Raw genomic sequence first — 13,614 nt, forward strand, 5'->3', positions numbered from 1 at the left:
TATGAAGTTATTTCATACAGCGGATTGGCATTTAGGAAAGCTCGTTCATGGCGTGTATATGACTGAAGATCAAAAGATTGTATTAGATCAGTTTGTACAAGCTGTTGAAGAAGAAAAACCAGATGCGGTAATTATTGCAGGGGATTTATATGACCGAGCAATTCCACCTACGGAAGCAGTAGACTTATTAAATGATGTTTTACAAAAAATAGTGATTGATTTACAAACACCAGTTATTGCGGTTGCAGGAAACCATGATAGTCCAGATCGTATTCATTTTGGAAGTAGTTTAATGAAGAAACAAGGATTATTTATTGTGGGACAATTTCAATTTCCATATGAGCCAATTATATTAAATGATGAATATGGCGAGGTTCACTTCCATCTCATTCCATATGCGGATCCAAGCATAGTTAGACATGTTTTGAAAAACGAAGATGTACGTTCTCATGATGATGCGATGCGTATTTTTATGAATGAGCTTTCTGAAACGATGGATAAAGAAGCTAGACACGTATTTGTTGGTCATGCATTTGTAACTTCTGCGGGAGAAGCGGAGGAGAATACAAGTGATGCAGAACGACCACTTTCAATTGGTGGTGCTGAATACGTAAATAGTCATTATTTTGATAAGTTTCATTACACAGCGCTTGGACATTTACATCAAGCGCATTTCGTACGTAATGAGACCATTCGATATTCTGGTTCGCCACTTGCGTATTCTATTTCTGAAGAAAAACATAAAAAAGGTTATTATATTGTGGAACTGAACGAAACAGGTGAAGCAACAATTGAAAAAAGGTTACTTGCACCACGCCGTAAAATGCGAACAGTAGAAGCGAAAATAGATGAGTTATTACAACATCCAGTAAGTGAAGATTACGTGTTTGTAAAATTATTAGATGAAAATCCTGTCTTGCAGCCAATGGAAAAAATACGCTCTGTATATCCAAATGCAATGCATGTTGAAAGATCTATTCAAAGACGAGAGTTCACAGAGTCAAATGAAGTAACTGTTTCAAGACATAAAACGGATGATTTATCTCTTCTAAAGGCTTTTTATAAAGAAATGAAAGGCTTAGATTTATCAGAAGAGAAAGAACGTCTATTTGTAGAAGTATTACAAACAGTGCAAGAACGGGAAGGTGAACGAGGATGAGACCGATTCAGCTAATTATGACAGCATTTGGGCCATATAAACAGAAAGAAGTAATCGATTTTAACGATCTTGGAGATCATCGCATTTTCGCCATTTCTGGGAATACAGGTGCTGGAAAGACAACGATTTTTGATGCAATTTGTTATGTGCTATTTGGTGAGGCAAGTGGAGAAGAACGTAGTGATACGAGCATGCTCCGCAGTCAATTTGCTGATGATAATATGTATACAAGTGTAGAACTAACCTTTCAGTTAAAAGGGAAACGTTATGAAATAAAACGACAACTTGGACATAAAAAACAAGGGAACAAGACGATTACGGGACATGCAGTAGAACTATATGAAGTGATTGATGAAGAGAATGTTCCAGCTGTTGATCGTTTCCATGTAACGGATGTAAATAAAAAAGTGGAAGATTTAATCGGTTTAAGTAAACATCAATTTAGCCAAATTGTTATGTTGCCACAGGGGGAATTCCGAAAACTATTAACATCTGAGACAGAAAATAAAGAAGAAATTTTACGTCGTATTTTTAAAACGGATCGTTATAAGTTAATGCGTGAGTTACTTGATCAAAAACGAAAACAATGGAAAGACGTTTTACAAGAAAAACAGAAAGAGCGAGAGCTATACTTCCGTAATGTTTTTAAATTACCAATCCGCAATGGAGCATTATTAGAGACATTAGTGGAACAAGAACATGTAAATACGCATCAAGTAGTAGAAGCATTAGAACAAGAAACAGCGGCGTATAAGGTAGAGGTTGAGCAATTACAAGTAGAACAAGATGTTCAAACGAAGCAATTAAAGGATGCCGAAACACGTTTTCATGCAGCGAAATCCATAAATGAGAAATTTATAGATTTACAACAAAAGAATGAGAAATATAACACTTTACAAGAAAACCGTACAGTGATTGAAAGGAAAGAAACATCTTTTAAACGTGCGGAAGAAGCGAAGCGCTTATTACCATTTGAACAATGGTACGAAGAAGCAATGCAAAATGAGCAGAAGGCTGAAAGTTTGTTAAAACAAATAATCGCAAAACAAGAAAATATAACGAATAACTTTGAACTTGCTCAGAAGAAATATGAAGCAGTAAAGAATAAAGAACCTGAGAGAGAAAATGCAAAAAAACTAGTTCAAAGATTAGAAGAGTTACAATCGATTATTGCATCGTTAGCTGAGAAACAGTTGAATTTACAAAATGCAGAAATTCAAATAGGGAAATTAAAGGGAAGTATGCAAAACTTAGATCGACAATTAGAAGAGCATACAAATCAAAAACAGCTAATGTCTAGTGAATTACAACAACTAGAACAAGCACTTGAGCAATATGTAGCTAAAGTAGAAGAACTAACGAATATGCGAGAAGATGCAAAAGTTTTAAAGCAAGCATATGATGTTTGGCAAGAAAAACAAAAGTACGGGAAAGAAAAAGAAGCGGCATATAATAAGATGCAATTGGCAGTTAACGCATATGAAAATATGGAACATCGCTGGTTAAGTGAACAAGCTGGTATATTAGCTCTTCATCTACATGATGGCGAATCTTGTCCAGTATGTGGTAGTACGAACCATCCGAAAAAAGCTACAGAGCAAAGTGATGCGATCGATGAAAAAGAGTTAAATGATTTAAGAGACAAGAAGAATCTTGCTGAAAAATTACATGTTCAGTTAGAAGAGAAATGGAATTTCTATCACCTTCAATATGAACAGATAATAGCAGAGGTTAAGAAGCAAGGCTATCGCTCAGAGAAATTAGATGAAACATATAGTGCACTTGTTCACAAGGGAAAACAATTAGCAACTGAAGTGAATACGTTAAAGGCAAGTGAAGAAACGCGTAAGCAAACAGCTGTGAATATAAAAAGCGTAGAAGAAAAAGTAGATGCACTGCAGAAACAAAAACGTGAGGTAGAAACAGAGCAGCACCGTACAGAAATGGAGTGTATGCAACTTCGTACTTCATATGACCATGATAAGAAAAATATTCCTGAAAACCTACAAACAGTACAAGCTTGGAAAGTACAGTTTGATCAGGCGATGCAACAACTTAGGTTAATGGAGGACGAATGGAAGAAAGTGCAGGAAGCGTATCAACATTGGCAAAATGAAAATATACGTATTCAAGCAGAACAGGAAGGTGCTTCTACTCAATTTGAAAGTACAAAATTGAAGAAAGAAGAGACTTTCGCGCGCTTTATGAAAGAACTTGAACAGAGCGGGTTTACAAATCAAATAACGTATAAAGAAGCTAAATTAAGTGATGCCGAGATGGAGATGCTACAAAAAGAAATTCAAAGCTATTATTCATCTCTTGAAGTGCTTGCAAAACAAATTGAAGAGTTACAAGCTGAATTAAAAGATAAAGAGTATATGGATATTACAGCGTTAGGTGACCACATAACAGAATTACAAATTAATCTCGATATCATTAAAGAAAAACGTCAACGTGCGCAAAATGCAGTAACATATATTTTTGATTTACATGAAAATATTAGACGTATTGATGAGCAAATTCATGAGGAAGAAAAAGCTTTCCAAGAACTTGTTGATTTATATGAAGTAATGAAAGGTGATAACGAAAGCCGTATATCATTTGAACGTTACATCTTAATTGAGTATTTAGAACAAATTGTTCAAATTGCAAACGAACGATTACGTAAATTATCAAATGGACAATTTTATTTAAAACGAAGTGAACGAGTTGAAAAAAGAAATCGTCAAAGTGGATTAGGATTAGATGTATACGACGCATATACTGGTCAAACACGCGATGTAAAAACATTATCTGGCGGCGAGAAATTTAATGCATCGCTTTGCTTAGCGCTCGGAATGGCAGACGTCATTCAAGCATATGAAGGCGGTATTTCCATCGAAACGATGTTTATCGACGAAGGATTCGGTTCATTAGACGAGGAGTCATTAACAAAAGCAGTTGACGCCTTAATTGACTTACAAAAATCAGGCCGCTTTATCGGTGTTATATCACACGTTCAAGAGCTGAAAAACGCAATGCCAGCTGTATTAGAAGTAACGAAGCAGAAGGATGGGTGTAGTCAGACTCGGTTTGTGGTGAAGTAAGTTCAATTGTAATTCATACTTAAAGCATTGTTTGCGAGTTTCTAGTATAAAAATTATGATAAAACAAATGCCGCCTCTTTATAGAGGTGGCATTTGTTTGTTATTCAGAATTAGACAATGCACCTACGAGTTATCTGGAGAAGGCGGTGTATTCTCCAAACGATTATAAGCTTTAAAAGCTGAAATTGTCGAAATAATACCACCTACTAAAAATAAAGCTGATCCACTGACTAATATGATACGACTGACATATGTTTCGCGTGCTTCTTCAACTTCTTCTTGTAACATTGTTGGCATTTGAAATCCCCCTAAACAACATTTATTTTGTAGATAGTATATACAAACGCCTAAAATATGTTAAAATCACTGGATAGTGTTATGAGGAAGTATATAGTTAGATGTGAATTGTTTGAAAAATCTTCATTATAAATATATGCTAACTTCACATAGAGCACATATTAACATTGTATTATGTATATGTACCAAATAAATAAAGTGAATTGTATTTCGTTCTGTTTTTAAAAATTTAAAATTCTATTATTTTTATATAAAGGTTTCACATCGGAGTTTTAAATATTTTGGAAATAGATCTAAATAAGAGGAATTCATATAAAAGGGGAATGTCTTATGACAACATATACGAGTGAAATGAGAAAAAGTTTAGTTTCGGAAGAAGATGTAGATATTTTGAAAATTATGGCTCACCCAATCCGATTACAAATTGTAAATGAATTAAGTACGAGAAAAACTTGTAACGTAACACAATTAACAGAATTACTAAATATTCCACAATCGACTGTTTCGCAACATTTATCAAAAATGAAAGGTAAAGTGTTACGAGCTGAGAGAAGAGGTTTAGAAATTTATTATCACATTAATAATTTAAAAGCGAGTAAGATTGTAAGTGTTTTAGGATATATAAACTAATGAAGTGTTTTCATATAAAATAGCCGCTGCTGGTGAGCAGGGGCTATTTTTTGTTGTTTTATGTATTCGTATTTAAAATTTTATAGTTTTTATGATTTACAATTGTTCGATCAAATTCAAAAGTACCACCGCTTACATCTGTAATTTCAACTAAGACCGATTCAGTATAAAGTTTTAGTACAGATCCTGTAATCTTTAAATTATTTCGTTGAAAAAGTATAGTATCCCCTACGTTTGCTTTCATAGTACCTCCTCATTAAAGACAGAAATATTTTTTTATTATATATATTAAACCACGTATAGATATATTAGTGAATATTTAGTTTTATTTATCAATAAAATATTTTTTATTTTATAAAAAATAAAGTGCATCGTAGTGTGAAAATAGTTTTTCTGTATGTATAGGAAAATCAAAATCTTGCAATATAGGTATCATATAACTTGAGACATAATTTTTATAAAGAGAGATGATAAAACAGCTGTAAGTCGTATTGATGCAAAACATTATAATAGCTACTTACGTATTTAATAATTTGTTTTTGTATTTCGTCCTTCGTTTTCTGTAACTGATTCCATATTTTTGACGCTCTATCTTGTAAGTGCTTACATAAACAGAAACATCTTATACAATGAAGGTGTTAAATCAAATGAGGTGGCCAATATGAACATAAAAAAAGAAAATTTAGCGAAAAGCATTGAAATAGAAAGAGGAGGCGGAAAGGTATGAAAAAATCAAATGTTAATCCATGGCTTGTTGTCCTTGGTACAGTCATAGTACAAATGGGACTTGGAACGATATATACATGGAGTTTATTTAATCAGCCTTTAGTTAGTAAATACGGTTGGAGTCTTACCGCAGTTGCTATAACATTCTCAATTACTAGTCTTTCCTTAGCGTTTTCGACTTTATTTGCGAGTAAATTGCAAGAAATATGGGGACTTCGTAAACTTATTATGATAGCTGGACTAGCATTAGGACTAGGATTAATACTTAGTTCACAAGCTTCCTCATTAATATTGCTTTATGTACTAGCAGGGGTTGTTGTAGGTTATGCAGATGGTACAGCATATATCACTTCACTATCCAATTTAATAAAGTGGTTTCCAAAGCGTAAAGGTTTAATTGCTGGTATTTCTGTCTCTGCATATGGTTCGGGTAGCTTAATCTTTAAATATGTTAACGCACAGTTAATTGAATCAGTTGGTGTATCACAAGCGTTTATATACTGGGGTTTAATTGTTACAGCTATGATTGTAATTGGCGCTTGTTTAATCCATCAAGCTGCAGATCAAGGAGCAGTTCATGAAACAAAAACTCAGGAATATACAACGAAAGAAATGTTAGGCACAAAACAAGTATACTTATTATTTATTATGTTATTTACATCATGTATGAGTGGCTTATACTTAATTGGTATGGTAAAAGACATTGGTGTTCAACTTGTAGGGCTTAGCGCAGCGACAGCAGCTAATGCGGTGGCTATGGTTGCAATCTTCAATACGTTAGGTCGTATTATTTTAGGACCGTTATCAGATAAAATCGGCCGTTTAAAAATCGTTACTGGTACATTTGTTGTTATGGCAGCTTCAGTCTTGGTTTTAAGTTTCGTAGATTTAAATTATGGTATCTACTTCGTATGTGTAGCAAGCGTAGCGTTTTGCTTTGGTGGAAATATCACTATTTTCCCAGCTATCGTTGGTGATTTCTACGGTATGAAAAACCATAGTAAGAACTACGGCATTGTGTATCAAGGATTTGGAGCACTTGCAGGTTCCTTTATCGGTGCACTTCTAGGTGGATTCAAACCAACCTTCATGGTGATCGGTGTATTATGTGTCGTATCATTTGTTATCGCAATTTTAATTCAAGCACCTAAGCAGAAAAAAGAACAAGAAGAAGAGTATCGCAGCGTAGCATAAGTATATAAATCTTCTATCACACTATAAATACGAAAAAGCATCCTATTAAATAGGGTGCTTTTTTATGAATAATTGTAACGAGGTTATATAATCTGTGGAATTTTTTGAGACAAAAGAGTGAGTGAAATACCCGTTTGGATTATATTGGAATATTAAAAGGTGATACATTATATTCTAAATACGTATTAAATCTTAAATTATAAACACAACATGCATCGATAATTGCAAGATATACTTTCTCGATATTTTCAGAAAAATGTTGAGAAAATATATACTTTGTTTTTTGATAAGACTTTGTAAATGAAGGTATCTACAGTTAGTCTTCTACAAGTTTAAAAAGAGGAGTATGAATTAAAGGTGTAATGTAAGGTACTTATTAATGCTTTTAGATGTAATTGTGTTGAGAATCATTAAGATATTTTATCTGAAAAATAAAAATAGGTTGACAAGTTTATTGAGAAAGATTATCATTTAGGTGTAAGAATGTTAAATGAAAAACATTATCAATGAACAATATTTTGATGAAAAGTACACTTGACCAATTAGTTTAGTAAGTGTATTATTTTTAACATCATAAGTGATAATGAAAATCGTTATCATTTATGATGTTGAATTTGATTAATTTTTATATGAAAGGATAGATGAAATGAACATAGGGGAATTTGATGGGAAAACGGTTTTAGTAACTGGTGCAGCGCAAGGTATAGGTAGTGTTGTAGCAAACATGTTTTTAGAAAGAGGAGCTACAGTTATTGGGGCTGATCAAACTGAAGAGGGGTTAAACGTACTCTTAAATGAAAATGAATTAAATGAAACACGTGTGAAAACGTTTCATTTAGATGTGAGTGATAGTGCCGCTGTTGAAGAAGTAGTAGAACGGATTGAAAATGATATAGCACCGATAGATATATTAGTAAATGTTGCAGGGGTTTTACGTATGGGAGCGATTCACTCTTTAAGTGATGAAGATTGGAATAAAACATTCTCTGTAAATTTGAAGTGAACCCCGAAAACGGGACACCAATCAAAACACCTAAACCACTTGTTCCCTAAATTCTTTAGGGGATAGGTGGTTTAATTTTTCTTGAATTCGCACACAATTGTAGTAATGAATGTATTCTAGCACAATCTTTCGCACAGTTGTGTTGGATACTTTTGTTATCTCTTGTGAATAGAAAGCTTCACTTTTCAAATGACCAAAGAAGCTTTCCATGACGGCATTATCATGGCAATTTCCTCTCCGGGACATGCTGGTGATAATGCCGTTTTCTTTGGCATACGCTTGAAATTCTTTTGCTGTATAAATACTTCCTTGATCCGAGTGAAGAAGGACATCTTTTACTCTTCGCCCTCTCATTGCTTGTTTCAATGTCTTCATCGCTAATGCCAGTGTTTGTGATTCGCTGATGACACAACTAATAATTTCACGATTAAAGGCATCCATGATCGTTGATAAATACAAGGTACGCTCTCCAAATAAGAGATACGTCACATCTGTAAACCACTTGTCATTTGGTCTGGATGCATCGAATTCACGCTCCAATCGATGAGGGGCTACCATTGGTTCCGCACCATTGATATATTTCTTTTTCTTTCGACGTACTTTTGAAAGAATGTGATTTTGTCTCATGATTCGTAATACTTTTTTATGATTAACACACAGTCCCATTTTTTGAAGAGTAGCCGTCACTCTTCGATATCCATACCGAAATTTATGCCTAAGACAGACGTCCTTTACTTTCTCTTCTATATCATCTTTCCGATCTTCCGTTCGTTGTAACCAGCGATAAAATGTGGAACGGGGTAATTCTAATACGTTACACAATTCTTTTATCGTTATTTTTGTTTTTACATTTTTCCATAAAGTAACTACAGTTTCTGGTTTCAGCCCCTTTCGATTTCCAGATACTTTCCCCATACAAGTAATTTTGTTTTTAGATGCTTATTTTCTAAACGTAGTTGTTCTAATTCACTGAGCTCTTTTGGTCCTTTTCCATAAGAATATTGTTTTCCTACAGGTTGTTGAAAACGATACGTTTGATCTGTACGATACCATTTCATCCATGTCTTAATTTGGGAAACATTTTTAATTCCGAGTTTCTCCATAATTGTACGATTTGAATAACCATCTTTCTTCATTTCAATTACTTTCCACTTTGTTTCTTCTGGGTAATGAACTCTTGTCGTCATACGAAAAAACACCTCCATTGAATTTGCATACTTAGTATGCGAATTCAGGAGGTGTTTTTTTCATGTACCACTATTCGGGTTCACTTCAATTCTACAGGGGTTTTCTATATGTGCCGAGCAGTAAGTAAATATATGATGCAAAGAAAGTCAGGGGCAATTGTTACAGTTGGCTCAAATGCGGCAAATACTCCGAGAATGGAGATGGCTGCGTATGCTGCATCAAAAGCTGCAACGACGATGTTTATGAAATGTTTAGGGTTAGAACTTGCAGCATACAATATTCGCTGTAACTTAGTTTCTCCAGGTTCTACTGAAACTGAAATGCAAAGATTATTATGGGCTGATGAGAATGGAGCTGAAAATATAATTGCTGGTTCTCAAAATACATATAGACTCGGTATTCCGTTACAAAAAATTGCACAACCTTCAGAAATTGCTGAAGCAGTATTGTTTTTAGCCTCTGATAAAGCGAGTCATATTACAATGCACAATTTATGTGTCGATGGCGGAGCTACATTAGGAGTTTAATAAAAAATTCAGGAGGTTTTCATACTATGAATGAACTTATAGCCGTAAAGGAACTGTCGGAAAAATTATTAGAAGATTATAAAACTGAATCTTCGTTCTTTTTCGCTTCACCAACTCGAACGATATTGACAGAAGGAGAGTTTACTACAGTAAAACATCATGAAATTGAAAGTTTTACAGAACTTGTACAAGCGGTATTAAGCAATGCAAAACAAGCTGGAAATCCGAATCCTATCGTTGTTGGTGCTTTGCCTTTTGATCGTAGAAAAGAAGTTCAACTTATCGTACCAGAACATAGTAGAATTACTGAGCGTTTACAGTTAGAGACAACAAATGAGATAAAACGAAATGAGAAACTGACATTTGAAATGACACCGGTTCCAGCTCCTGAAGTTTATATGAATGGTGTGAAGCAAGGGATTGAAAAAATTCAGGACGGAGATTTAAAGAAAATCGTTCTATCTAGATCGTTAGATGTTGAATCTTCAGAGAAGATTGATAAACAAAAACTACTTCGCGAATTGGCAGAGCATAATAAGCACGGTTATACATTTGCTGTGAATTTACCGGAAGATGAAAACGAGTGTAATAAAACATTAATTGGAGCAAGTCCTGAATTACTCGTTTCACGTAATGGTATGCAAGTTATTTCTAATCCGTTAGCTGGTTCAAGACCACGTAGTGATGATCCAGTGGAAGATAAGAGAAGAGCAGAGGAATTAATTTCTTCACCAAAAGATTTACATGAACATGCGGTAGTAGTTGAAGCGGTTGCTGCTGCACTTCGTCCATACTGTCATACATTACATGTTCCGGAAAAACCATCCGTTATTCATAGTGAAGCGATGTGGCATTTGTCTACTGAAGTGAAAGGTGAACTAAAGGATCCGAATACTACTTCTTTGGAATTAGCAATTGCTCTTCATCCTACGCCAGCAGTTTGCGGAACGCCAATGGAAGAAGCAAGAGAGGCGATTCAAAAAATTGAGCCATTTGACCGTGAATTCTTTACAGGAATGCTAGGATGGAGCGATTTAAATGGAGATGGTGAATGGATTGTTACAATTCGCTGTGCTGAAGTGCAAGAAAATACACTTCGTTTATATGCAGGAGCAGGAGTTGTTGCTGAGTCAAAACCAGAAGATGAGCTAGCAGAAACATCAGCTAAGTTCCAAACAATGCTGAAGGCTTTAGGATTAAGAGATAATTCGCTGAATGAAAAATAGGGGGAAGAAATAATGTTATCAGGTTTCACGGAATGGCCAGAAGAATTTGCAAATCGTTATCGAGAAGAAGGATGTTGGCTTGGAGAAACATTTGGTTCGTTGTTAAGAGAACGTGCTGAAAAGTATGGAGATGAAATTGCAGTTGTAAGTGGTAATATGCATATGACGTATAGTGAGCTTGATAAAAAAGTAGATCGCTTAGCTTCAGGTTTACTGAATTTAGGAATAAAGCAAGAGGATCGAGTTGTAATACAGTTACCCAACATTATCGAGTTTTTCGAAATATGCTTTGCACTATTTCGAATTGGAGCACTTCCTGTTTTTGCACTACCTTCACATCGAAGCAGTGAAATTAGTTATTTCTGTGAGTTTGGTGAGGCGAGTGCTTACGTTATTTCAAATAAGGCTCTCGGCTTTGATTATCGAAAACTAGCAAGAGAAGTAAAAGTGAAAGTGCCAACTTTACAACATGTAATTGTAGTGGGAGAAGAAGAAGAATTTGTGAACATAAGTGATCTGTATATAGATCCCGTTCCATTACCAGAAGTTCAGCCAAGTGATGCTGCGTTTCTCCAATTGTCTGGAGGGACAACAGGGCTTTCTAAATTAATTCCTAGAACACATGATGACTATATTTATAGTTTACGTGTTAGCGCTGAAATTTGTAATTTGAATACGGATAGCGTCTATATGGCAGTTCTTCCAGTAGCGCACAATTACCCGATGAGTTCTCCAGGGACATTTGGAACTTTCTATGCGGGTGGAAAAGTAGTGTTAGCAACTGGTGGTAGCCCAGATGAGGCATTTGCTCTTATAGAAAAAGAAAAAGTTACGATTACAGCGCTCGTTCCACCATTAGCAATGATTTGGCTTGATGCAGCTTCTTCTCGTAATAACGATTTATCGAGCTTGCAAGTGATTCAAGTAGGTGGTGCGAAATTTAGTGCTGAAGTTGCGAAGCGTATTCGCCCTACATTTGGATGTACGTTACAGCAAGTGTTCGGTATGGCAGAAGGGTTAGTAAATTACACGAGATTAAATGATCCGGAAGAAATCATTATTCATACACAAGGGAGACCGATGTCTACATTCGATGAAGTACGGGTCGTTGATAAAAATGATAACGATGTGAAACCTGGTGAAGTAGGTAGTTTATTAACAAGAGGGCCATATACAATTCGTGGCTATTATAAAGCAGAAGAGCATAATGCACGATCATTTACAAAGGATGGATTTTATCGCACAGGTGATCTTGTAAAAGTAAATGAACAAGGTTACATCATTGTAGAAGGTAGGGATAAAGATCAAATTAACCGTGGTGGTGAGAAAGTTGCTGCAGAAGAAGTCGAAAATCATCTATTAGCACACGATACAGTACATGATGTAGCCATTGTATCAATGCCTGACGATTATTTAGGGGAACGTACTTGTGCATTTGTTATAGCTCGCGGACAAGCTCCGACTGTAAGTGAATTAAAAATGTTTTTAAGAGAACGCGGTATAGCAGCTTATAAGATTCCAGATCGAATTGAATTTATTGAATCATTCCCGCAAACAGGTGTTGGAAAGGTAAGCAAAAAAGAGTTACGTAAAGTCATTGCTGAAAAACTTATTACGGTAAAACGATAAATAATATAAAAATTGGAAGGAAGTGATTAGATGGCTATCCCATCTATTTCAGTATACAAAATGCCAGTTGAATCAGAACTACCAAAAAATAAAGTGAACTGGACACCAGATCCGAAACGTGCGGTTCTTCTAATCCATGACATGCAAGAATATTTTCTTGATGCATATAGCGATAAAGAATCACCAAAATTAGAACTTATTTCAAATATTAAGGTGATAAGAGAAAAATGTAAGGAACTTGGTATACCAGTTGTTTATACAGCACAACCAGGTGGACAAACGTTAGAACAACGAGGATTATTACAAGATTTCTGGGGGGACGGTATTCCTGCTGGACCAGATAAAAAGAAAATTGTCGGTGAACTTACTCCTGATGAGGATGATATATTCTTAACAAAATGGAGATATAGTGCATTTAAAAAGACAAATCTATTAGAAATTTTAAATGAACAGGGAAGAGATCAACTTATTATTTGCGGTATTTATGCGCATATCGGCTGCCTTTTAACAGCTTGCGAAGCATTTATGGATGGTATAGAGCCATTTTTTGTAGCAGATGCAGTTGCTGATTTTTCACTAGACCATCATAAACAAGCATTGGAGTATGCATCTAATAGATGTGCAGTAACGACATCAACAAACTTACTGTTAAAAGATTTACAAAGTGTAAAAAGTGATGAGAGTGAAGGAATCACTTTACAGGAAGTGCATGAATTAGTTGCACAACTACTTCGTGAACCAGTAGAAAGTGTTGAGACTGATGAAGATTTATTAAATAGAGGACTTGATTCGGTCAGAATTATGAGTTTAGTAGAGAAGTGGCGTCGCGAAGGAAAAGAAATCACTTTTGCGGATTTAGCAGAGAATCCAACCGTTGTTGATTGGTACCGCTTATTATCTCCGCAAACAGAACATGTACTTTAATATAGACTACATAATAAAGGGGTAG

10 protein-coding genes and 2 pseudogenes are annotated in these 13,614 nt (G+C 35.1%); 9 read left to right on the forward strand and 3 right to left on the reverse strand.

Annotated features, from left to right (window positions below; translation table 11 throughout):
- The first annotated feature begins 1 nt into the window (after position 1).
- Together QCI41_RS01765 and QCI41_RS01770 are read left to right on the forward strand one after the other, a co-directional pair.
- The gene (locus QCI41_RS01765) at positions 2 to 1,159 is read left to right on the forward strand and encodes an exonuclease SbcCD subunit D (RefSeq protein ID WP_000765140.1); all 1,158 of its coding nucleotides are present in this window, start codon (positions 2 to 4) and stop codon (positions 1,157 to 1,159) included.
- A complete protein-coding gene (locus QCI41_RS01770) occupies positions 1,156 to 4,245 on the forward strand; it encodes an AAA family ATPase (RefSeq protein ID WP_353838577.1) in 3,090 nt (1,029 codons plus the stop codon). Before QCI41_RS01765 ends, QCI41_RS01770 begins: the two co-directional genes overlap by 4 nt.
- Before the next feature lie 123 nt (positions 4,246 to 4,368).
- Here QCI41_RS01770 and QCI41_RS01775 read toward each other — a convergent pair whose 3' ends face one another.
- Entirely contained in the window at positions 4,369 to 4,542 is a 174-nt protein-coding gene (locus QCI41_RS01775) for a hypothetical protein (RefSeq protein ID WP_353838576.1), read from the reverse strand.
- Positions 4,543 to 4,872: 330 nt separating this feature from the next.
- Between QCI41_RS01775 and QCI41_RS01780 the strand changes: the two genes are divergently transcribed.
- Positions 4,873 to 5,172, forward strand: coding sequence for an ArsR/SmtB family transcription factor (locus tag QCI41_RS01780; RefSeq protein ID WP_000214798.1), 300 nt, complete (start codon positions 4,873 to 4,875; stop codon positions 5,170 to 5,172).
- A gap of 58 nt (positions 5,173 to 5,230) precedes the next feature.
- Here QCI41_RS01780 and QCI41_RS01785 read toward each other — a convergent pair whose 3' ends face one another.
- Positions 5,231 to 5,416 carry a YkvS family protein gene (locus tag QCI41_RS01785; RefSeq protein WP_000646788.1) on the reverse strand — a complete coding sequence of 62 codons (186 nt, stop codon included), beginning with the start codon at positions 5,414 to 5,416 and terminating at the stop codon, positions 5,231 to 5,233.
- Positions 5,417 to 5,895: 479 nt separating this feature from the next.
- On the opposite strand from QCI41_RS01785, the gene QCI41_RS01790 reads away from it, so the two are divergent.
- Positions 5,896 to 7,092, forward strand: a complete 1,197-nt coding sequence (locus tag QCI41_RS01790) for an L-lactate MFS transporter (RefSeq protein WP_353838574.1) — start codon at positions 5,896 to 5,898, stop codon at positions 7,090 to 7,092.
- A 646-nt stretch (positions 7,093 to 7,738) separates the two neighbouring features.
- Positions 7,739 to 8,086, forward strand: a pseudogene (locus QCI41_RS01795) (SDR family NAD(P)-dependent oxidoreductase); the annotation flags it as partial.
- A 39-nt stretch (positions 8,087 to 8,125) separates the two neighbouring features.
- On the opposite strand, the gene QCI41_RS01800 reads toward QCI41_RS01795, so the two are convergent.
- Positions 8,126 to 9,282 (reverse strand): IS3 family transposase gene (locus QCI41_RS01800; protein ID WP_353838573.1). Its coding sequence is split into 2 segments (ribosomal slippage): positions 8,126 to 9,030 and positions 9,030 to 9,282, totalling 1,158 coding nucleotides; the frame shifts between segments, so codons are not numbered across the junction.
- Positions 9,283 to 9,369: 87 nt separating this feature from the next.
- On the opposite strand from QCI41_RS01800, the pseudogene QCI41_RS01805 reads away from it, so the two are divergent.
- The 4 genes and pseudogenes from QCI41_RS01805 to dhbB all read left to right on the forward strand — a co-directional run.
- Positions 9,370 to 9,810: pseudogene (locus QCI41_RS01805) on the forward strand (SDR family oxidoreductase); the annotation flags it as partial.
- Between the two features lie 26 nt (positions 9,811 to 9,836).
- The gene (dhbC, locus tag QCI41_RS01810) at positions 9,837 to 11,036 is read left to right on the forward strand and encodes an isochorismate synthase DhbC (RefSeq protein WP_353838571.1); all 1,200 of its coding nucleotides are present in this window, start codon (positions 9,837 to 9,839) and stop codon (positions 11,034 to 11,036) included.
- A gap of 12 nt (positions 11,037 to 11,048) precedes the next feature.
- Complete coding sequence (locus QCI41_RS01815) at positions 11,049 to 12,665, forward strand: (2,3-dihydroxybenzoyl)adenylate synthase (protein WP_353838570.1); 1,617 nt, start codon at positions 11,049 to 11,051, stop codon at positions 12,663 to 12,665.
- Positions 12,666 to 12,695: 30 nt separating this feature from the next.
- The gene (gene dhbB / locus QCI41_RS01820; RefSeq protein ID WP_353838568.1) at positions 12,696 to 13,589 is read left to right on the forward strand and encodes an isochorismatase; all 894 of its coding nucleotides are present in this window, start codon (positions 12,696 to 12,698) and stop codon (positions 13,587 to 13,589) included.
- Positions 13,590 to 13,614 lie beyond the last annotated feature (25 nt).

The sequence above is a fragment of the Bacillus cereus group sp. MG4 genome, assembly GCF_040460055.1.
GTDB classification, from domain to species: Bacteria; Bacillota; Bacilli; order Bacillales; family Bacillaceae_G; genus Bacillus_A; species Bacillus_A wiedmannii.